Annotated in this window: 15 protein-coding genes and 5 tRNA genes; 8 read left to right on the forward strand and 12 right to left on the reverse strand. The window is 59.5% G+C overall.

The window, feature by feature from the left end; all coding sequences use genetic code 11:
- Positions 1–89 precede the first annotated feature (89 nt).
- From FFS64_RS24340 to FFS64_RS24350, 3 genes are all read left to right on the forward strand, one after another.
- Positions 90–980, forward strand: coding sequence for a LysR family transcriptional regulator (locus tag FFS64_RS24340; protein WP_137807455.1), 891 nt, complete (start codon positions 90–92; stop codon positions 978–980).
- Between the two features lie 66 nt (positions 981–1,046).
- On the forward strand, positions 1,047–4,325 hold the full coding sequence (locus FFS64_RS24345) for a PAS domain S-box protein (RefSeq protein ID WP_137807456.1): 3,279 nt from the start codon (positions 1,047–1,049) through the stop codon (positions 4,323–4,325).
- Between the two features lie 306 nt (positions 4,326–4,631).
- The gene (locus FFS64_RS24350) at positions 4,632–6,899 is read left to right on the forward strand and encodes a nitric-oxide reductase large subunit (RefSeq protein ID WP_137807457.1); all 2,268 of its coding nucleotides are present in this window, start codon (positions 4,632–4,634) and stop codon (positions 6,897–6,899) included.
- A 51-nt stretch (positions 6,900–6,950) separates the two neighbouring features.
- Here FFS64_RS24350 and FFS64_RS24355 read toward each other — a convergent pair whose 3' ends face one another.
- The 10 genes from FFS64_RS24355 to gltX all read right to left on the reverse strand — a co-directional run bounded on the left by FFS64_RS24355 (position 6,951) and on the right by gltX (position 12,873).
- The gene (locus tag FFS64_RS24355; protein ID WP_137807458.1) at positions 6,951–7,400 is read right to left on the reverse strand and encodes an Hsp20 family protein; all 450 of its coding nucleotides are present in this window, start codon (positions 7,398–7,400) and stop codon (positions 6,951–6,953) included.
- A gap of 128 nt (positions 7,401–7,528) precedes the next feature.
- Positions 7,529–8,488 carry a tRNA-dihydrouridine synthase gene (locus FFS64_RS24360; RefSeq protein ID WP_137807459.1) on the reverse strand — a complete coding sequence of 320 codons (960 nt, stop codon included), beginning with the start codon at positions 8,486–8,488 and terminating at the stop codon, positions 7,529–7,531.
- Positions 8,489–8,591: 103 nt separating this feature from the next.
- The gene (locus FFS64_RS24365; RefSeq protein ID WP_137807460.1) at positions 8,592–9,041 is read right to left on the reverse strand and encodes a thioesterase family protein; all 450 of its coding nucleotides are present in this window, start codon (positions 9,039–9,041) and stop codon (positions 8,592–8,594) included.
- Between the two features lie 48 nt (positions 9,042–9,089).
- Positions 9,090–9,923, reverse strand: coding sequence for an alpha/beta fold hydrolase (locus tag FFS64_RS24370; RefSeq protein WP_137807461.1), 834 nt, complete (start codon positions 9,921–9,923; stop codon positions 9,090–9,092).
- A gap of 28 nt (positions 9,924–9,951) precedes the next feature.
- Positions 9,952–10,491: a TetR/AcrR family transcriptional regulator gene (locus FFS64_RS24375; RefSeq protein ID WP_095193294.1), complete on the reverse strand. Its 540-nt coding sequence runs from the start codon at positions 10,489–10,491 to the stop codon at positions 9,952–9,954.
- 183 nt (positions 10,492–10,674) lie between these two features.
- A tRNA-Glu gene (locus FFS64_RS24380) sits at positions 10,675–10,750 on the reverse strand.
- A 79-nt stretch (positions 10,751–10,829) separates the two neighbouring features.
- Positions 10,830–10,905 (reverse strand) — tRNA-Ala (locus tag FFS64_RS24385).
- A gap of 53 nt (positions 10,906–10,958) precedes the next feature.
- Positions 10,959–11,034, reverse strand: a tRNA-Glu gene (locus FFS64_RS24390).
- 79 nt (positions 11,035–11,113) lie between these two features.
- Positions 11,114–11,189 (reverse strand) — tRNA-Ala (locus FFS64_RS24395).
- A gap of 202 nt (positions 11,190–11,391) precedes the next feature.
- A complete protein-coding gene (gene gltX / locus FFS64_RS24400; RefSeq protein WP_007956429.1) occupies positions 11,392–12,873 on the reverse strand; it encodes a glutamate--tRNA ligase in 1,482 nt (493 codons plus the stop codon).
- 229 nt (positions 12,874–13,102) lie between these two features.
- Here gltX and FFS64_RS24405 point away from each other — a divergent pair, with 229 nt between their 5' ends.
- Together FFS64_RS24405 and FFS64_RS24410 are read left to right on the forward strand one after the other, a co-directional pair.
- Positions 13,103–14,191, forward strand: coding sequence for an HlyD family secretion protein (locus FFS64_RS24405; RefSeq protein WP_137807462.1), 1,089 nt, complete (start codon positions 13,103–13,105; stop codon positions 14,189–14,191).
- 49 nt (positions 14,192–14,240) lie between these two features.
- Positions 14,241–15,731, forward strand: a complete 1,491-nt coding sequence (locus FFS64_RS24410) for an MDR family MFS transporter (protein ID WP_170948754.1) — start codon at positions 14,241–14,243, stop codon at positions 15,729–15,731.
- 69 nt (positions 15,732–15,800) lie between these two features.
- Here FFS64_RS24410 and uvrB read toward each other — a convergent pair whose 3' ends face one another.
- Positions 15,801–17,816, reverse strand: coding sequence for an excinuclease ABC subunit UvrB (gene uvrB, locus FFS64_RS24415; protein WP_137807464.1), 2,016 nt, complete (start codon positions 17,814–17,816; stop codon positions 15,801–15,803).
- A 351-nt stretch (positions 17,817–18,167) separates the two neighbouring features.
- On the opposite strand from uvrB, the gene FFS64_RS24420 reads away from it, so the two are divergent.
- Both FFS64_RS24420 and FFS64_RS24425 read left to right on the forward strand, forming a co-directional pair.
- On the forward strand, positions 18,168–19,364 hold the full coding sequence (locus FFS64_RS24420) for an amino acid aminotransferase (RefSeq protein ID WP_095196865.1): 1,197 nt from the start codon (positions 18,168–18,170) through the stop codon (positions 19,362–19,364).
- A gap of 237 nt (positions 19,365–19,601) precedes the next feature.
- The gene (locus FFS64_RS24425) at positions 19,602–19,811 is read left to right on the forward strand and encodes a hypothetical protein (protein WP_137807465.1); all 210 of its coding nucleotides are present in this window, start codon (positions 19,602–19,604) and stop codon (positions 19,809–19,811) included.
- On the opposite strand, the gene FFS64_RS24430 is transcribed toward FFS64_RS24425, so the two are convergent.
- The gene (locus FFS64_RS24430) at positions 19,808–20,038 is read right to left on the reverse strand and encodes a hypothetical protein (RefSeq protein WP_137807466.1); all 231 of its coding nucleotides are present in this window, start codon (positions 20,036–20,038) and stop codon (positions 19,808–19,810) included. The two genes, FFS64_RS24425 and FFS64_RS24430, sit on opposite strands and share 4 nt — an antisense overlap.
- Positions 20,039–20,268: 230 nt before the next feature.
- Between FFS64_RS24430 and FFS64_RS24435 the strand changes: the two genes are divergently transcribed.
- A tRNA-Asn gene (locus tag FFS64_RS24435) sits at positions 20,269–20,344 on the forward strand.
- Positions 20,345–20,400: the final 56 nt, after the last annotated feature.

Below are 20,400 nucleotides of genomic sequence, written 5' to 3' on the forward strand. Positions count from 1 at the left end.
TTTGGCTTGTGAGGCTGATCCTATGGGGTTACATTAAATAACTCAAATTCATATTTTTTATGCTTTGGATAACCAACTGGAATGCACCCATGGACCTGGCCAATCTCAATGCCTTTATCGCCATTGCCGAGACCGGAAGCTTCTCCGGGGCCGGTGAAAGGCTGCATCTGACCCAACCGGCGATCAGCAAACGCATTGCCGGCCTGGAACAGCAATTGAAGGTGCGACTGTTCGATCGGCTGGGCCGTGAAGTGGGCCTGACCGAAGCCGGCCGTGCCCTGCTGCCCCGTGCTTACCAAATCCTGAACGTCCTCGATGATACGCGCCGCGCCCTGACCAACCTCACCGGCGAGGTAACCGGTCGTCTGACCCTGGCCACCAGTCACCACATCGGCCTGCACCGTTTACCGCCCTTATTAAGGGAGTTCACCCGACGCTACCCTGACGTCGCACTGGATATTCAGTTCCTCGATTCGGAAGTGGCCTACGAAGAGATTCTGCATGGCCGCGCCGAACTGGCTGTCATCACCCTGGCGCCGGAACCCCACGCGCTGGTCAAGGCCACGCCTGTGTGGGACGACCCGCTGGACTTCGTGGTCGCCCCGGAGCATTCGCTGCTGCACAACGGCAAAGTCAGCCTGGCGGACATCGCCCGCCATCCGGCGGTATTCCCTGGCGGCAACACCTTTACCCACCATATCGTCCAGCGCCTGTTCGAAGCCCAGGGCCTGACGCCGAACATCGCCATGAGCACCAATTACCTGGAAACCATCAAGATGATGGTGTCGATCGGCCTGGCCTGGAGCGTCCTGCCGCGCACCATGCTTGATGATCAAGTTGCACGAATACCTTTACCGGGCATACAACTGTCTCGCCAGCTAGGCTATATCCTGCACACAGAACGGACGCTATCGAATGCAGCACGGGCCTTCATGGCCTTGCTGGAGGCTCAAATCGATTTGCCAGGGACTCAAGGCTAACTTGTGCTACGCCTATAGAGCCGCGAATTCCTGTGCCTAATGCCCACTTCAGCCTAAGGCTTGCCAATGCCGAAATCTGTTGACCGTATTCCGCCGATGCCGCGTATTCAGGCACTTGACCCCAAACGCTCCGAGCAGAGCTGGGAAAGTGCCCCCCAATTGCTGGCCGCCCTGAACGGTGCGCGTCTGGGTGCGTGGTATTGGGATATCGAGCGCGGCCAGATCAGTTGGTCGCGGGGTACACAGGCATTGTTCGGCTTCGATCCACGGCAACCTTTGCCGGCCGATCTGGAATACCTCGATTTGCTGCCCCCCGAAGACCGGGCGAAAGCCGTTCGCGCCTTCCATGCGGTGATCGCCGGAGCACCACTGGAACAAGCGATGCACCATCGCATTCGCTGGCCTGACGGCAGCCTGCATTGGCTGGAGATCAACGGCAGCCTGTTGCCGGACAAGCACGGTCGCCCTCGGATGATCGGCGTGATCCGCGAAATCACTCACCAGCGCCAGCGCGAACAGGCATTGAGCAGTTCGGAAAAACGCTTCGCCACGTTGTTTCACCTGTGCCCGAACATGGTGCTGCTGACCCGCCAGGAAGACGGCCTGATCACCGAAGCCAACCAATATTTCGAAAGCCTGTTCGGCTGGCCAGTGCAGGACGCCATCGGCCGTACCACCCTGGAGCTGGGCCTGTGGGTGCACCCCGAGCAACGGTCGGAACTGGTCAAGGCCACCAAGGCCAAGGGCGAACTGACCAGCATGGAGGTGCAGTTTCGCGCCAGCAACGGCCAGATCCACGACGGCATCCTCAGCGCACAAAAGGTCGAACTCGAGGGTCAGCCCTATCTGCTGAGTACCTTCCTCGACACCACCGAGCGCAAAGCTGCCGAGCACGCGCTCAAAGACAGCCAGGAACGCCTCGACCTGGCCCTGGATTCGGCGCAACTGGGCACCTGGGACTGGCACATTCCCAGCGGCATGCTCTATGGCTCGGCCCGCGCCGCGCAGTTGCACGGCATGGAGCCCAAACCCTTCCATGAGTCTTTCGAAGAGTTTTTCGAAGGCGTGCCCGGCGAAGAACGCAGCTCCATGCGCGACGCCTACCGCAGCTTGCGCGAAGGCCCGGCCGGCAACTATCAACTGACCTATCGCGTGCAACTGCCGGATGGCAGCTCGCGCTACCTGGAAAGCCGCGCCCGGCTCTACCGCGATGACAACGGCGTGCCGCTGCGCATGGCCGGCACCTTGCTCGACATCACCGATCAGGTTGAACGCGAACAACGACTGGTGGCTTCCGAGGAAAAGTTCGCCACGCTGTTCCAGGTCAGCCCGGACCCGATCTGCGTGACCCGCCAGGACACCGGGCAGTTCATCGAGATCAACTCCAGTTTCACCCAGACGTTCGGCTGGAGCGCCGCCGACGTGATCGGCCGCAGCGCCGACGAAATCGGCCTGTGGGATGCTTCGGCGAAAAGCCTGCAGCGGATCGAACAGGTTATCCGCGAACAAGCGCTGAACAATGTGGCGATCATCGTCCAGCACAAGGACGGGCAATCCCTGACCTGCGTGATTTCCAGCCGCCAGATCAGCGTCGGTGACCAGCCGTGCATCGTCACCACCCTGCGCGACATTACCCAGCAACAACGCTCGGAAGCGGCACTCAAGGCCAGTGAAGAGAAGTTCGCCAAGGCGTTCCACTCCAGCCCCGATGCCATCACCATCACCGAACGCGACACCGGGCGCTATCTGGAGGTCAACGACGGCTTCTGCCGCCTGACCGGCTACCGCGCCGACGAAGTGATCGGCCGCACGGTCTATCAGGTCGGCATCTGGGCCGAAGAGAAGCAGCGTTCGGCGTTGCTGGCCGAACTGCAGATCAAGGGCCGGGTCCATCACCAGGAAATGCTCGGGCGCAACAAGCGCGGCGAGTTGCTGACCGTCGAGGTCTCGGTGGAACCGATCACCCTCAATGAAACCGCGTGCCTGTTGCTGACCGCGCGGGACGTCAGCCTGCTGAAAAACGCCGAGGCACAGATCCGCCACCTCGCCTACCACGACCCGCTGACCAACCTGCCCAACCGCGCGCTGCTGATGGATCGCCTGAGCCAGCAGATTGCCCTGCTCAAGCGCCACAATCTGCGCGGCGCGCTGATGTTCCTCGACCTCGACCACTTCAAGCACATCAACGACTCGCTCGGCCATCCGGTAGGCGATACGGTGCTGAAAATCATCACCGCGCGCCTGGAAGCCAGCGTGCGTATGGAGGACACCGTCGCGCGTCTGGGCGGTGACGAATTCGTGGTGCTGCTCAGCGGCCTCGAAGGTTCGCGCTACGAGGTCAGCGACCAGGTGCGGGGACTGGCCGACACCTTGCGCGAATTGTTGTCCGAGCCAATGTTCCTCGACGGCCAGCGCCTGCAGGTGACACCGAGTATCGGCATTGCACTGATTCCCGATCACGGTTCGACGCCGACCGACCTGCTCAAACGCGCCGATATCGCCCTATATCGCGCCAAGGATTCGGGGCGCAATACCGCGCAGATGTATCACAACACCATGCAGAAGGCCGCGAGCGAGCGCCTGCGCATGGAGACGGATCTACGCCTGGCGCTGTCCCGGGGTGAGTTTCACGTGCATTACCAACCCCAACTCGATGCCCGGAACAATCGCATCGTCGGTGCCGAAGCGCTGGTGCGCTGGACCCATCCGGAACTCGGCGCGCAATCGCCCGCCGAGTTCATCAAGGTACTGGAGGACAGCGGCCTGATCCTGGAGGTCGGTACCTGGATCATCGACGAGGCCTGCCAGGCCTTCAGGCAACTGATCGCCAACGGACTGGTGGACCCGCAGGATTTCAGCCTGTGCGTGAACATCAGCCCACGGCAATTCCGCCAGAATGACTTCGTCGAGCGCATCGAAGAGAGCCTCGCCCACTACGGCCTGCCCTGCTCTCTGCTGAAACTGGAAATCACCGAAGGCATCGTCATCCAGAATCTGGAAGACACCATCAGCAAAATGCTGCGCCTGAAAAAACTCGGCGTGAGCTTTGCCATGGACGATTTCGGCACCGGCTACTCCTCATTGACCTACCTCAAGCGCCTGCCGGTCGACACCCTGAAAATCGACCAGTCGTTCATTCGCGACGCCACCACCGACCCCAACGACGCCGAGATCATCCGCGCTATCGTCGCCATGGCCCGCAGCCTGGAACTGAAAGTGATTGCCGAAGGCGTGGAGACACAAGACCAACTCGATTTCCTGCAAGGGCTGGGTTGTCACTTTTATCAGGGGTATCTGCACAGCTTGCCGTTGCCAGTGGAAGAGTTCCAAAAACTGCTGAGGTAACAGAGTCCTCCTGCGGTAGCTCCTACAAATGCCTCCTTCAGCCGTCATACCTGTGTATGAATCGCTTAAACCCACACATGACCCCACTGACCCTGAGTCCGAGTGACGTCGTACCGTGTGCGCCTTACATTGAATCCACGCATTCGGTCGGCAGACAAACGTCCCGCCCCGCCGATGAATGATCGCGGCAGCCGATCATTCTCCCGTGCAATACCCCGGCCACTCTTCCCGATCACAGGGCCGGGTTTTCTGCGCCCGCATACCCGTTATGCGGGCGTTTTTTTTTTGGAACATTGAGGTGATTCCATGGGTGAATACCGCAAATTATGGTGGTCGCTGATTGGCGTCCTCGGCGTAACTTTCTGTCTGCTCGGATGGTTCGGTCGCGAGATTTATCGACAGGCACCGCCCATTCCCGAGCAGGTGCAAAACGTCGAAGGCAAAACCCTGTTCCGTGCCTCCGACATCCTCGATGGCCAGACCGCCTGGCAGAGCATTGGCGGCATGCAGCTGGGCTCGATCTGGGGTCATGGTGCCTATCAGGCGCCGGACTGGACCGCCGACTGGCTGCACCGCGAGCTGCTCGCCTGGCTGGACCTGGCGGCGCAGCAGGCTTACGGCAAGGCTTACCAGGCCATCGATGACGATCAGCAGGCTCTGTTGCGTCATCAACTCAAACGCGAGTACCGCGGCAACCGACTGGTGAACGGCACCCTGGTACTCAGCGAGCGCCGCGCGCAGGCCATTACGCAAACCGCCGCGCATTACCACGCGCTGTTCGGCAACGACGGCTCACTGCACGGCAGCCGCGAAAGCTTTGCCATGAAAGAAAACACCTTGCCAGATGCCGCGCGACGCCAGCAGTTGACGTACTTTTTCTTCTGGACCGCCTGGGCCGCCGCCACCGAACGCGATGGCCAGGACGCGACCTTTACCAACAACTGGCCCCACGAACCCTTGATCGATAACCACCCGACCGCCGAAAACATCGTCTGGTCGATTGTCAGCATCGTCGTGTTGCTGGCGGGTATCGCTTTCCTGGTCTGGGGCTGGGCATTCTTGCGCAACCACGAAGAAGGCGAGCCCAAGGTCCCGGCCAAGGATCCATTGAGCTTGATCAAACTCACACCTTCGCAAAAGGCCCTGGGCAAGTACTTGCTGCTGGTCGGTGCGCTATTCGGCTTCCAGGTATTGATGGGCGGGGTGACGGCGCATTACACCGTCGAGGGCCAGGATTTCTACGGGCTACCGCTGTCGAAGTGGTTCCCCTACTCGTTGACCCGGACTTGGCATTTGCAGAGTGCCATGTTCTGGATCGCCACCGGATTCCTCGCGGCCGGCCTGTTTCTGGCGCCGCTCATCAACGGCGGAAAAGACCCGAAATGGCAGAAGCTCGGCGTCGATGTGCTGTTCTGGGCGCTGGTATTGGTGGTTGTGGGTTCCTATGCCGGCAATTTCCTGGCCATCGCGCAATTGATGCCACAGCACTGGAGCTTCTGGCTGGGGCATCAGGGGTACGAATACGTAGACCTGGGCCGCCTGTGGCAAATCGCCAAGTTCGCCGGAATCGTGTTCTGGCTGGTGCTGATGTTGCGCGCCATGGTCCCTGCCCTGCGCCAGCCCGGTGATAAAAATCTGCTGGCGCTGCTCGCTGCGTCCGTGGTGGCCATCGGTCTGTTCTACGGCGCGGGGCTGTTCTACGGCGAGCGCACCAACCTGTCGGTCATGGAATACTGGCGCTGGTGGGTCGTGCATCTGTGGGTCGAAGGTTTCTTTGAAGTCTTTGCCACCACCGCCCTGGCTTTTATCTTTACCAGCATGGGCCTGGTTTCCAAGCGTCTGGCCACCACCGCCACCCTCGGCTCGGCCTCGCTGTTCATGCTCGGCGGCGTTCCCGGCACGTTTCACCACATTTACTTCGCCGGCACCACCACGCCGGTGATGGCCGTGGGCGCAACCTTCAGCGCCTTGGAAGTGGTCCCCCTGATTTTGCTGGGGCACGAAGCCTGGGAAAACTGGCGCCTGAAAGAACGCGCAACCTGGATGACGCAGATTCGCTGGCCGCTGCAATTCTTCATCGCCACGGCGTTCTGGAACATGCTTGGTGCCGGCGTGTTCGGCTTCCTGATCAACCCGCCGATTGCGCTGTTTTACATCCAGGGCCTGAACACCACGCCCATGCATGCACACGCTGCCTTGTTCGGGGTTTACGGCTCGCTGGCGCTGGGCTTCAGCCTGCTGATCCTGCGTTACCTGCGACCGAACCTGCAGTTCAACGACCGACTGATGAACACCGGGTTCTGGTGGCTCAACGGCGGCCTGATGCTGATGATCGTCACCAGCCTCTTGCCCATCGGTATCCTGCAGTTCCACGCGAGCGCCAGCCAGGGCTTGTGGTACGCCCGCAGCGAAGCGTTCATGCAGCAGGACCTGCTGCAAAACCTGCGCTGGGTCCGCACCTTCGGCGACATCGTGTTTCTGGTCGGCGCCTTTGCCGTGATCTGGCAAATCGCCGGTGGCTTGCTGTTTTCGTCCCGGCATCCGCGTGCTGTGGAAGTGGCCGGGCAGCGTTAAATCGCAGGCACAAAGAAGGGCGCCATTGGCGCCCTTCTTGTTGGCCCTGTTTCAGTGCTGCAGAGCCGGCTTTTGCGCACCGTTATTGATTGGAATGCGCTTGGCTTTAGCCTCTTCCGGAACCACCCGCAACAGATCGATACTCAACAGACCATTGCTCAGGTCGGCGGCCTTGATTTCGATATGGTCCGCCAGGCGGAACGACAGCTTGAAAGCCCGCTGTGCGATGCCCTGATACAGATAAGTGACCTGATCGTCAGCATCACGCTTTCCACCACTGATGGTCAGCACACCTTTTTCCACCTGCAGGTCCAGATCTTCTTCCTGGAAACCGGCGGCCGCTACAACGATGCGATACTGATCGTCACCGTGTTTTTCCACGTTGTAGGGCGGATAAGTACTGCCTGGTTCGTTGCGCAAGGCGGTTTCGAACAGATCATTGAAACGGTCGAAACCAACCGAGGAACGGAACAGTGGCGCCATGGAAAATGTAGTGTTCATGATTCAAATCTCCTGAAAACATATCAGCAAGTTTTTTGTCTCCGCGACCCGAATTCGGCATCGCGTAATCCTTAGATAGGGACCGCTGATTGCTTTTCAAGAGATTTTTTACAGATTTATTTACCCATTCAAGCCGCTTTTGTTATGCCCAAACCTAATAAATGCGAAACCTGTTCCGGCTCGGTTTCACGACGCAGAACGCTGAACAACTCGGCCGCTTCGGGGTAATTGCGCGTCAGCATCGCCAGCCACTGCTTCAATCGTCCCGGCGATTGACGTGGCGTCATCTGTGCCTTGGCTTGCAGCCAGAAGTCCTGGAGCAGCGGCAGCAGTTCGGCCCAGGTCATCTCGACGATCTCCTCGCCGGCACGCGCCGCGGCGATTTGCCGAGCCAGATCCGGACGCGAAACCAGACCGCGGCCCAGCATGATGTCTTCCACGCCGCTGATCTCGCGGCAACGACGCCAGTCTTCGACGCTCCAGATATCGCCGTTGGCAAACACCGGCACCTTGACCACGTCCTGTACCCGCGGAATCCATTCCCAGTGTGCCGGTGGCTTGTAGCCGTCGGTCTTGGTCCGCGCGTGAACCACGATGTGTTCCGCGCCGCCTTCGGCCAGGGCCGTTGCACACACCAGCGAGCCGTCCGGGCTGTCGAAACCCAGGCGCATCTTGGCTGTTACCGGAATGTTCGCCGGAACGGCGCGCCGGACATGCTCGACGATCCGGTTCAGCAGCTCAGGCTCCTTGAGCAGCACCGCGCCACCACGGGATTTGTTCACGGTCTTGGCCGGGCAGCCGAAGTTCAGGTCGATCACTTCCGAACCCAGCTCACAGGCCAGCGCGGCGTTTTCCGCCAGGCAAACCGGGTCTGAACCCAACAATTGCACGCGAAGCGGCACACCGGACGCGGTTCGGGCACCGGTCAGCAGTTCAGGGCCGAATTTGTGGAAATAGGCCGGCGTCAGCAGTTGATCGTTGATCCGGATAAATTCGGTCACGCACCAATCGATACCACCCACACGGGTCAGTACGTCGCGCAGGATGTTGTCGACCAACCCCTCCATGGGCGCCAAAGCAATTTGCATGAAAAACACACTCAACGAAAAACGTGCGGCAGTTTACTGGTTTCAGAGGGAATCTGCAGAACATCGCAGATTCCCCTGTGGGAGCAAGCCCGCTCCCATATTGTTAGATTTTGGCGGTATCCAATACCTGCAACGCCGGACCATAGCCCTCAATGAACTCGACCGGCATGCGCTTGGGCTTGCCCGTGGACAGTTCGATGCAGACGAAGGTGGTTTGCGCGCGCAGCAACGTCGAATTGTCGCTGGGGCGCTTCAATTGGAAATGGCGGGTCATTTTCAGGCGCTGGTCCCAATCGACGATCCAGGTCGCCAATTGCAGTTCGTCGCCTTCATAGGCGGCCGCCAGGTAATCGATCTCATGTCGCACCACTGCCATCGCCCGGTCCAGCCGACGGTATTCGACCAGATCCAGGCCAAGGCGTTGGGAGTGGCGCCAGGCACAGCGTTCGAGCCAGGTCACATACACCGCGTTATTGGCGTGCCCCAGCCCGTCGATGTCCTCGGCGCCCACTTGCAGATCAATGATAAATGGCGTTGCCCGATCCCAGCCCATGCCCCACTCCCGGTCAGATGATTTCGACCGGGGCAGTGTAACGGAAGCTCAGGCCGATTGGCGCGATTGCAGACTGCGACCGGCCAGCAGTGATAACACACCATCAATGACCCGGGGATCAGCAAGGACTCGCTGATGACCACCCTCTTCCAGGCGCAACAGGCGGCTGTCGAACCAGGCTTCGTGGATCAATTGAGATTCCTTGACCGGGACAAAGTCATCGTCTTCGGCGTGGACGATCAGGCCGGGCATGTCGAGTTGATAGTGCGCGACATCCAGCGTGGCAGCACGCATGCCAACGTCTTTTTCGACCTGGCGAATGAATGCCGAGCGGGCTTTCGGTGGCAATCGCACATAACGGGCGAAACCACGCAGCACGCCGAGGATCCGCGCCGGTGCGGCGATGCTGACCAGCGTTTCGGTACGCAAGCCCAGCTGCACGGCAAGCATGGCACTGGCGCCGCCCATGGAGTGACCGATAACCGCTTGCAATGGTGGTAACTCGGCGGCGGCTTCGAGCATGGCACGAGCAAACAACACGACATTCGCCTCGGTGCCTGGGGAGCGACCGTGTGCCGGACCATCGAGGGCAACCACGGTGTAACCGGCATCGACGAGCGCAGTGATGAGACTGGCAAACTGCGTCGGCCGACCCTCCCAGCCGTGCATCAACAGCACCGCCGGCCCCTGCCCCCAACGCAACGCCGAGAGACCGAAACGCAAAGTGATCCGCTCGGATTTCGCCAGTAGCGGCAACTCCCAATCACGCGGTGGAAAATCTCGCGGCGTCATGAACGCCAGTCGCATTTTGCTTGCGACCAGTTTCGGAGCAAACCAACCCAAGGTGCCATTAACGCCACGAACCCACTTCAACGTGCTCATCGCTGTCTCCCAAGGCTTTGCCTTCAGGTCAACGCACCGCAGACTTGGCGGCGCGAAGCAATCGATCGGATAAATCACCAGGACCCAGTGCCCGTGCAAGCGCCAGACCGCCCACCATCAAGGCCATGTCGGCCAAAGCTTTGTCGATATCTTCAGGACTGGCCGCCAACTGCGCGACCATCAACTCCAAATGCTCGTTCAGCGCAATCCGGAACGTCTCAGGCAGACGTCCGAGCTCGCCGATAGAGGCCGGGATCGGGCACGCAGACTCGCTGGAATCACGGTGTTTGCGCGACAGATAGAACGCTGCGACCAAGGCGCGACGCTCTTCACCGGTCAACTCGGCATCCATGTCGGCAATCAAGTCACGACGGCGACCCAGCAATTGCTTGAACGCCTCCAGCATCATCGCGTCCTTGCTTTCGAAGTGCGCATAGAAGCCGCCGACGGTCAGGCCGGCTGCGCCCATCACTTCGCCCACGCTTGGTTCGGCCGGACCACGCTGAATCAGCGCTGCGCTGGCGGCCTTGAGAATGCGTTCGCGGGTTTGAGCTTTTTTATCGTTCATCGTTGCCTCCGAATATTACGACTAGAATATTATTCTCATAATAATTTTCTGCAAGTCGTGGATGTGACCGCTGGTCTGAAGAACAGTTTGAAAGAAATGGGGGATTTGGCTAAACGCCAGACAAACAAAAGGGCCATTCAATAATTGAATGACCCTTATAAAATCCCGCAGAGCGGGTAATCGTGGCGTCCCCTAGGGGACTCGAACCCCTGTTACCGCCGTGAAAGGGCGGTGTCCTAGGCCACTAGACGAAGGGGACACAAACCCTTCTATACAACTGATCAGTGCTGAGAGCTGATCTATTCAAGGCCGGTGTGGCCAGACCTTGAACTGTAAATTGGTGGAGCTAAGCGGGATCGAACCGCTGACCTCCTGCATGCCATGCAGGCGCTCTCCCAGCTGAGCTATAGCCCCGGATTTTTCGCCTCGCGGCGGAGCGACATCTTGCAACATCGCTTCTGTAAAACTGGCGTCCCCTAGGGGACTCGAACCCCTGTTACCGCCGTGAAAGGGCGGTGTCCTAGGCCACTAGACGAAGGGGACGCAAACCCTTCTATACAACTGACCAACGCTGAGTGTTGATCGCTTCAAGGCCGGTGTGGCCAGACCTTGAAGTGTAAATTGGTGGAGCTAGACGGGATCGAACCGTCGACCTCTTGCATGCCATGCAAGCGCTCTCCCAGCTGAGCTATAGCCCCTCATCGTTGATGTCATCGCTGAGGACGGGGCGAATCTTAAGGGCGTATCGAAAGGCTGTCAAACTTATTTTTCAAAAAATTTAAAGTTTTTTGCCGACATAACAATCACTTACCGCCCTCCCCCCGAAAATCCGGGGGAAAGCGCCGAAGAGCAGGATCAAAAGATCGCAGCCTTCGGCAGCTCCTACGGAATCAAACGCAATCAGGCGATAGCGCCCAAGAGCTTTTCCCACTCTTTGTTTTCTTTCTTCGACACGCCGCCCAGCAGGTCGATCGCCTGGCGCAGACGGAAACGGGTCAGGTCCGGACCGAGGATTTCCATCGCATCGAGCACCGACACCGAGCTGGCCTGGCCGGTGATCGCGGCGAACATCAGCGGCATGGCATCGCGCAGCTTCAGCTCAAGGGACTCCACGACCGCCTGGATGGTCGCGGTGATGCTGTCCTTTTCCCACTGACGCAGGCTTTCGAGCTTCCACAGAATCAACTGCATCAACTGGCGAACCTGATCACCCGAGAGTTTCTTCGACTCGAACAGCTTGGCGTCCGGATTGACACCACCGGCAAAGAAAAAGCCGGCCAGCGGCGCGACCTGGCTGAAGGTTTCAACCCGACCCTGCACGTGCGGCGCGATCTTCATCATGTATTCGGAATTGAATGCCCACTTCTGCACGCGGGCGGCGAACTCTTCCACCGGCAGATCGCGCAACCACTGGCCGTTGAGCCACGACAGCTTCTCGATGTCGAAAATCGGCCCGCCCAGGGAAACGCGCTTGAGGTCGAAGTTGTCGACCATTTCCTGCAGTGAAAACTTTTCGCGCTCGTCCGGCATCGACCAGCCCATGCGGCCCAGGTAGTTGAGCATGGCCTCCGGCATGAAGCCCATGCGCTCGTAGAAGGTCACCGAGGTCGGGTTCTTGCGCTTGGACAGCTTGCTCTTGTCCGGGTTACGCAACAGCGGCATGTAGCACAGTTCCGGCTGTTCCCAACCGAAGTATTCGTACAGCAGGATCAGTTTCGGTGCCGATGGCAGCCATTCTTCACCACGCAATACGTGGGTGATGCCCATCAGGTGGTCGTCGACCACGTTGGCCAGGAAGTACGTCGGCAGGCCGTCGGTCTTCATCAGGACTTGCATGTCCATGCGATCCCACGGGATTTCGACATCGCCACGCAACATATCCGGCACTACGCAGACGCCTTCGCTCGGCACTTTCATGCGGATCACGTGCGGCTCGCCGGCAGCCAGGCGGCGCGCGACTTCTTCCTTGGACAGCAGCAGCGCGCGGCCGTCGTAACGCGGGGTTTCGCCACGGGCCATTTGCTCGGCACGCATCTGGTCCAGCTCTTCAGCGGTGCAGAAGCACGGGAAAGCATGCCCCATGTCGACCAGTTGCTGGCAGTACTTCTGATAAATATCGCCGCGCTCGCTTTGACGGTACGGACCGTGCGGGCCGCCGACGTCCGGGCCTTCGCTCCAGTCGATGCCCAACCAGCGCAAGGCATCGAAAATCTGCTGTTCGGACTCGCGGGTCGAACGCAACTGGTCGGTGTCTTCAATCCGCAGGATGAACTCACCGCCGTGCTGCTTGGCAAAGCAGTAGTTGAACAATGCGATGTAAGCGGTACCTACGTGGGGGTCCCCGGTAGGCGATGGCGCGATGCGAGTGCGGACGGTGGTCATGGCATGTCTCGAAAAGAATAAAAGCAAAGATTTAACAAGGGGCGAATGGTAACAGGCGCAGACCGCCCGGCTCCAGTGAACAGGGCATTTAAGCCAAGGTTGCGACTGTAACCCCCGTATGACGCGGTGAATGACCGAATATCAGCCGATGGCATTTACCGTCTATCGGCTGTATGCCAGATTCACCTGCTGATAACTTTCCTTGCAATTTCTCGACTACAGTCAGCCCATGCCTGCCCAACTCAAGCGTCGCCTGTTTAGTTTCCTGTTGATTGTCCTGCTGGTTGCCGGGGGCTTTTTTGCCCATTGGTTCCTCAAGGGACGGTTCTATGAAAGCACTGACAACGCGTATGTCCAGGGCGAGATCACCCGTGTGTCGAGCCAGTTGGGCGCGCGCATCGATCAGGTGCTGGTGCAAGACAACCAGCACGTCGAGAAAGGCCAAATACTGATCAGGCTTGAAGGCGATGATTTCCGCCTCGCCGTCGACCGCGCCAACGCCACCCTCGCCACCCGCCAGGCCGAGCGCCTGCAGGCCCAGAGCAAATTGACCCAGCAGGCCAGCCTGATTGCCGCCAGCGAAGCGCAAGTCGCATCCAGCCAGGCCAGCCTGGGCCGTTCGCAAATTGACCTGTCCCGCGCCCAGACCCTGCGCAAGCCCGGCTACGTCTCGGAGGAACGGGTGACCACCCTCTCCGCCGACAACCACATTGCACGCTCGCAACTGAACAAGGCCCAGGCGGATGCCCAAAGCCAGCGCCAGCAAGTGAACGCGCTGACCGCCGAGATCAAGCGCCTCGACGCGCAGATCGCCAACGCCAGGGCCGATCTGGCCCAGGCCGAATTGAACCTCACGCGCAGCGAAATTCACGCGCCCATCAGTGGCCTGATCGGTCAGCGCGCCGCGCGCAATGGCCAGTACGTGCAGGCCGGCGCCTATCTGCTGTCGATCGTTCCCGATGAAGACATCTGGATTCAGGCCAACTTCAAGGAAACCCAGATTGGCCATATGCAGCCCGGCCAAAAAGCGGAATTGACCTTCGATGCCTATGGCGACACGCCGATCGAGGCCCGGGTCGATAGCCTGTTCGCCGCCTCGGGCGCGCAGTTCAGCCTGTTGCCGCCGGACAATGCCACGGGCAACTTCACCAAAGTCGTACAACGGATTCCGGTAAAACTGACCTTCGCCGCCGACAACCCGTTGCGCGGCAAGATCCGCCCTGGCATGTCAGTCACCGTCAAAGTGAACATCAGGGGCACCCCTGACGAGGTCACTGCCAACGTGAGCATTAAAGACGCCGCTGGCGATGACCGGTGATCAACTGATCCGCCCGGTCGGGGAACCGACGCGGCGGGACTGGATTGCGGTGATGAGCGTGATGCTCGGCGCGTTCATGGCGGTACTCGACATCCAGATCACCAATTCATCGCTCAAGGATATTCAGGGCGCGCTGTCGGCGACCCTGGAGGAAGGTTCATGGATTTCCACCTCGTACCTGGTGGCGGAAATCATCATGATCCCGCTGACTGCCTGGCTGGTACAGCTGCTGTCGGCGCGGCGCCTGGCGGTGTGGGTGTCCCTCGGCTTTCTCGTCGCCTCGCTGCTGTGTTCAATGGCATGGAGCCTGGAGAGCATGATCGTCTTTCGCGCCTTGCAGGGCTTTACCGGCGGCGCGTTGATTCCGCTGGCGTTTACCCTGACCCTGATCAAACTGCCCGAGCATCACCGCGCCAAAGGCATGGCCATGTTCGCTATGACCGCCACCTTCGCCCCGTCCATCGGCCCGACCCTCGGCGGCTGGCTGACGGAAAACTGGGGCTGGGAATACATTTTCTACATCAACATACCTCCCGGTCTGCTCATGATCGCCGGCCTGATGTACGGTCTGGAGAAGAAAGAAGCACACTGGGAACTGCTGAAAAGCACTGACTACACCGGGATTGTCACCCTCGGCGTGGGCCTGGGCTGCCTGCAGGTATTTCTGGAGGAAGGCCATCGCAAGGACTGGCTCGAATCCAATCTGATCGTGGCCCTCGGCAGTATCGCGCTGGTCAGCCTGATTACCTTCGTGATCGTGCAGTTTTCCAAGCCCAATCCGCTGATCAACCTCGGCATCCTCGGCAATCGCAACTTCGGTCTGTCGAGCATTTCCAGTGTCGGGATGGGTGTCGGCCTGTATGGCTCGATCTATCTGCTACCGCTGTATCTGGCGCAAATCCAGAACTACAACGCCCTGCAGATCGGCGAAGTGATCATGTGGATGGGCGTGCCGCAATTGTTCCTGATTCCGCTGGTACCCAAGTTGATGAAGGTTGTCTCGCCGAAATGGCTGTGCACGATTGGCTTCGGCCTGTTCGGCCTGGCGAGTTTTTCCTCGGGGGTGTTGAACCCGGACTTCGCCGGCCCGCAGTTCAACCAGATCCAGATCATCCGCGCGCTGGGTCAGCCGCTGATCATGGTCACCATCTCGTTGATCGCCACCGCCTACATCCTGCCTCAAGATGCGGGCTCGGCGTCGAGCCTGTTCAACATCCTGCGCAACCTCGGAGGCGCCATCGGCATCGCCCTCCTTGCCACGTTGCTGGATGCGCGAACCAAGACCTACTTCGATTATTTGCGTGAGTCCATTGTGCCAAGCAATCCGCAAGTGGCCGAGCGCCTGGCGACGTTGACCGATAAACTGGGCAGTGAAACGGCGGCGCTGGGCAAACTCAGCGAGATCGCCCACCAGCAGGCGTCGATCATGGCTTACAACGATGCGTTTCATTTTGTCGGGATTGCGCTGGGGATCAGCATGCTGGCGGTGTTGTTGACCAAGACATTGCCGGCGGGGCTGAAGGCTGGGGAAGCACACTGAATCTATAGTGCCTGGACGGGCCTCATCGCGGGCAAGCCCGCGAAGGGGCCGGCCAGAGCGCTACAAATCTCAAACCGTGATCAACCGCTCCCGCAACTTGGCTATCTCATCACGCATCTGCGCCGCGGCTTCAAACTCCAGGTCACGGGCGAGTTGGTACATCTTCTCTTCCAGAGCCTTGATTCGCTTGGCGATCTCACCCGGCGAGCGCAACTCGGCTTCGTACCGGGCGTTTTCCTCGGCAGCCTTGGCCATGCCCTTGCGCTTCTTGCTGCGCGAACCCGGCACGGTGGCGCCTTCCATGATGTCGGCAACGTCCTTGAACACCCCTTTGGGCGTGATGCCGTTGGCCAGGTTGAAGGCGATCTGCTTGTCGCGCCGGCGCTCGGTTTCACCAATCGCCCGCTCCATGGAGCCGGTAATGCGATCGGCATAGAGAATCGCCCGACCGTTGAGGTTACGCGCCGCGCGGCCGATGGTCTGGATCAGCGAGCGCTCGGAACGCAGGAAGCCTTCCTTGTCCGCATCAAGGATGGCCACCAGCGACACTTCCGGCATATCCAGGCCTTCGCGCAGCAAGTTGATCCCTACCAGCACATCGAACGTGCCCAGGCGCAGATCGCGGATGATTTCCACCCGTTCGACGGTGTCGATGTCCGAGTGCAGGTAACGCACACGTACACCGTGGTCAGCCAGGTAATCGGTCAAGTCTTCGGCCATGCGCTTGGTCAGCGTGGTGACCAGCACCCGTTCCTCGACCGCCACCCGCTTGGTGATTTCCGAGAGCAAGTCGTCGACCTGGGTCAGCGCCGGGCGGATCTCCACTTGCGGGTCAACCAGGCCGGTCGGACGCACCACTTGTTCAACCACTCGACCGGCGTGCTCGGCTTCATAGTTACCCGGGGTCGCCGAGACGAAAATCGTCTGCGGGCTGATGCTTTCCCATTCGTCGAAACGCATCGGCCGGTTATCCAGCGCCGATGGCAGGCGGAAACCGTATTCCACCAAGGTCTCTTTACGCGAACGGTCACCTTTGTACATGGCACCGACCTGCGGCACGCTGACGTGGGATTCATCGATCACCAGCAAGGCATCGGCCGGCAGATAGTCGTAAAGGGTCGGTGGCGGCGCCCCGGCTTCACGACCGGACAGATAGCGCGAGTAGTTTTCGATGCCGTTGCAATAGCCCAGCTCAAGGATCATCTCCAGGTCGAAACGGGTGCGCTGCTCCAGACGCTGGGCTTCCACCAGTTTGTTGTTGGAGCGCAGGTATTCAAGACGCTCCTGCAACTCGACCTTGATCCCTTCGACGGCGCCCATCAGGGTTTCCCGCGGCGTCACGTAGTGGCTTTTCGGGTAGAAGGTGAAGCGCGGCAGCTTGCGGATGACTTCGCCAGTCAGCGGATCGAACGCCGACAGACTCTCCACTTCATCATCGAACAGCTCGATGCGGATCGCTTCAAAATCGGATTCCGCCGGGTGGATATCAATCACATCGCCGCGCACGCGAAAGGTCGCCCGGGCGAAATCCATGTCATTGCGGGTGTACTGCAGGTCAGCCAGGCGCCGCAACAATTCGCGCTGATCGAGCCTGTCGCCGCGATCGACGTGCAACACCATCTTCAAATAGGTTTCCGGGCTGCCCAGGCCGTAGATACACGACACCGTGGTGACGATGATCGCGTCCTTGCGCTCCAGCAATGCCTTGGTCGCGGACAGGCGCATCTGCTCGATGTGATCGTTGATCGAGGCGTCTTTCTCGATGAAGGTGTCGGAAGACGGGACGTAGGCTTCGGGCTGGTAGTAGTCGTAGTAGGAAACGAAGTACTCCACGGCGTTGTTCGGAAAGAACGCCTTGAACTCGCCGTACAACTGCGCCGCCAGGGTCTTGTTCGGTGCCAGCACCAGGGTTGGACGCTGCACCTGCGCGATCACGTTGGCGATGCTGAAGGTCTTGCCCGAGCCGGTCACACCGAGCAGTGTCTGGTGCGCCAGCCCGGCTTCGATGCCCTCGACCATCAGACGGATGGCTTCCGGCTGATCGCCGGCAGGCTCGAAGCGGGTGACTAGCTGGAATTCAGACATGCATACCTCTCGGTTCTCGGAGCAAGGAATCGCGCCTGCGCGGTCAAACCGGCAGGAACAAGAAAGGCCGCAAACGACGAACGTCGCCCGAGGAAAAAACTGGATTGTGCTCAATGTGGTGCCGATTGCCCGCGCTTTCAAGGCAAACGTCCTACATCCCACGAAGTCTTTGACGCAGCCAATCGACTAACGGTCGAAAAATAATAGGAAAAACTTACCGCAAAAGCCGAATCGTCTGTCGCCATCAATCGCAGATGACCTCTATACTAGCTCCCCGTTTGTGCACCGCTCTAGTGCATTCGGCTGGAGCGCGACACGTCCCTCCACTCTCCATTCAGAGCTGCCGCAAAAATGAGCCTGTTCTCCGCTGTCGAAATGGCACCACGCGATCCAATCCTGGGCCTCAACGAAGCATTCAACGCCGATACCCGTACTGACAAAGTCAACCTGGGGGTCGGTGTTTACTGCAACGAGGAGGGGCGAATTCCACTCCTGCGCGCCGTTGTCGAAGCCGAGACGATTCGCGTCGCTCAACACGCTTCCCGTGGCTACCTGCCGATCGACGGCATTGCTGCCTACGACCAGGCCGTGCAAAAACTGCTGTTTGGCAATGATTCGCCGCTGATCGCTGCTGGCCGTGTCATCACCACCCAAGCCGTTGGCGGTACCGGCGCACTGAAGATTGGTGCCGACTTCCTCAAGCAACTGCTGCCGAACGCTGTCGTGGCGATCAGTGACCCGAGCTGGGAAAACCACCGCGCACTGTTCGAAACCGCTGGTTTCCCGGTGCAGAACTACCGTTACTACGACGCCGCGACCCACGATGTGAACCGCGCCGGCCTGCTGGAAGACCTGAACGCCCTGCCTGACGGCTCGATCGTTGTGCTGCACGCCTGCTGCCACAACCCGACCGGTGTCGACTTGAGCCCGGCGGATTGGAAAAACGTTCTGCAAGCCGTGAAGGCCAAAGGTCACGTGCCGTTCCTCGACATGGCCTACCAGGGCTTTGGCGACGGCATCGACGAAGACGCCGCTGCCGTGCGCCTGTTCGCCGAGTCGGGCCTGACCTTCTTCGTTTCCAGCTCGTTCTCCAAATCCTTCTCGCTGTACGGCGAGCGCGTTGGCGCCCTGTCGATCGTCAGCGAATCGAAAGAAGAAAGCGCGCGCGTGCTGTCGCAAGTCAAACGCGTGATCCGCACCAACTACTCCAACCCGCCGACCCACGGTGCAAGCATCGTCGCTGCCGTACTGAACAGCCCGGAACTGCGCGCCCAGTGGGAAGCCGAACTGGCCGAAATGCGCCTGCGGATTCGTGGCATGCGCACCCAGATGGTCGACCTGCTGGCGAAAAACGCACCGCAGCGCGATTTCAGCTTCGTCGGTCGCCAGCGCGGCATGTTCTCCTACTCCGGCCTGAGCGTTGAACAGGTTCACCGCCTGCGCAACGAGTTCGGTATCTATGCCCTGGACACCGGTCGTATCTGCGTGGCGGCGTTGAACCAGAGCAACATCAAGGTCGTGACGGATGCGATCGTTCAGGTGATCTGAACCGCGCCGTGATGCTCAAAACGGGAAGCCAAATGGCTTCCCGTTTTTTATAGGCTCCAGAAAATTCTCAAACCACCCACCAAGCCCTCTAAACTCTACGCAGATCAACTGTGGGAGCGAGCCTGCTCGCGAAGGCGTCAGTCCAGTCGATGATGCGTTGAATTGACTATCGCCTTCGCGAGCAGGCTCGCTCCCACATTGGATTTGTGTACACCCTGAATTCTGACGAGTACCAAAATGAAAATCGATGACCTACGCGCTGAGCGCGATGACCGCGACGATCTGGATGACTTCATCCCCCGTACCCCGGCCAAACGCGGCAACAACCTGGTGATGCAAGTCGCTGCCGGCGTGTTTCTCGGCGGCCTGGCCCTGTGGCTGGTGCAATTGGGCGCCACGGCGCTTTACGCCAAGCTGATGCTCGGCACAATCACCTTTGGCGGTTAGGCCAGTTCGCTCGCGCGCTGGCTGGCAGCATCGTCAAACTCGACATAGAGCGATTCAGCAACCTGACTCTTGATCGCCTTGGTGCTTTCCAGGCCCAGGACAAAGCCTTCGGCCTTGCCACCCGCGCGGTTCAATTCTTCAGCGGTGCCAGCCTGAGTGATGGCGTCGAACAGCTTCTCAGCATGCGGGCCGACACCTTTGGGCAGGCTGATCTGAGCGATGCTCATGCGAACACCTCATCGATTAGAAGCGTTGTTGTGGTCAAGCGAGTCATGGCGCGTACCTTTTCGGCGAATGGCCGGCAGCGCGTGTAACCACTTCCGGGCGGTCATGGTAGACCTCTGAAGCGATTCTGGTAACCGACAATCATCGATAAACCACCGTCCGTCCCATTGAATCCGTCAACTTGCTATCAGATGCTTGACTTCTCTTTTTGAATCAGTAACATAGGCGCCATTCCGCGATAGCTCAGTTGGTAGAGCAAGTGACTGTTAATCACTGGGTCCCTGGTTCGAGTCCAGGTCGTGGAGCCAGACAAGGTTCGGAGAAGGCTTTCAAAATCTCCAACCAACAAAAACCCGCCTTATGG

This window comes from Pseudomonas sp. G(2018), assembly GCF_005502415.1.
Taxonomy (GTDB): domain Bacteria; phylum Pseudomonadota; class Gammaproteobacteria; order Pseudomonadales; family Pseudomonadaceae; genus Aquipseudomonas.

What these genes read in the sequence shown, in the direction of transcription:
- FFS64_RS24355 (WP_137807458.1), bottom strand. Translation starts at nt 7,400, where the DNA reads ATGAACACTACATTTTCCATGGCGCCACTGTTCCGTTCCTCGGTTGGT.
- FFS64_RS24370 (WP_137807461.1), bottom strand. Translation starts at nt 9,923, where the DNA reads ATGAGCACGTTGAAGTGGGTTCGTGGCGTTAATGGCACCTTGGGTTGG.
- FFS64_RS24350 (WP_137807457.1), top strand. Translation starts at nt 4,632, where the DNA reads ATGGGTGAATACCGCAAATTATGGTGGTCGCTGATTGGCGTCCTCGGC.
- FFS64_RS24340 (WP_137807455.1), top strand. Translation starts at nt 90, where the DNA reads ATGGACCTGGCCAATCTCAATGCCTTTATCGCCATTGCCGAGACCGGA.
- FFS64_RS24425 (WP_137807465.1), top strand. Translation starts at nt 19,602, where the DNA reads ATGAAAATCGATGACCTACGCGCTGAGCGCGATGACCGCGACGATCTG.
- FFS64_RS24405 (WP_137807462.1), top strand. Translation starts at nt 13,103, where the DNA reads ATGCCTGCCCAACTCAAGCGTCGCCTGTTTAGTTTCCTGTTGATTGTC.
- FFS64_RS24420 (WP_095196865.1), top strand. Translation starts at nt 18,168, where the DNA reads ATGAGCCTGTTCTCCGCTGTCGAAATGGCACCACGCGATCCAATCCTG.
- uvrB (WP_137807464.1), bottom strand. Translation starts at nt 17,816, where the DNA reads ATGTCTGAATTCCAGCTAGTCACCCGCTTCGAGCCTGCCGGCGATCAG.
- FFS64_RS24345 (WP_137807456.1), top strand. Translation starts at nt 1,047, where the DNA reads ATGCCGAAATCTGTTGACCGTATTCCGCCGATGCCGCGTATTCAGGCA.
- FFS64_RS24375 (WP_095193294.1), bottom strand. Translation starts at nt 10,491, where the DNA reads ATGAACGATAAAAAAGCTCAAACCCGCGAACGCATTCTCAAGGCCGCC.
- gltX (WP_007956429.1), bottom strand. Translation starts at nt 12,873, where the DNA reads ATGACCACCGTCCGCACTCGCATCGCGCCATCGCCTACCGGGGACCCC.
- FFS64_RS24365 (WP_137807460.1), bottom strand. Translation starts at nt 9,041, where the DNA reads ATGGGCTGGGATCGGGCAACGCCATTTATCATTGATCTGCAAGTGGGC.
- FFS64_RS24360 (WP_137807459.1), bottom strand. Translation starts at nt 8,488, where the DNA reads ATGCAAATTGCTTTGGCGCCCATGGAGGGGTTGGTCGACAACATCCTG.
- FFS64_RS24430 (WP_137807466.1), bottom strand. Translation starts at nt 20,038, where the DNA reads ATGAGCATCGCTCAGATCAGCCTGCCCAAAGGTGTCGGCCCGCATGCT.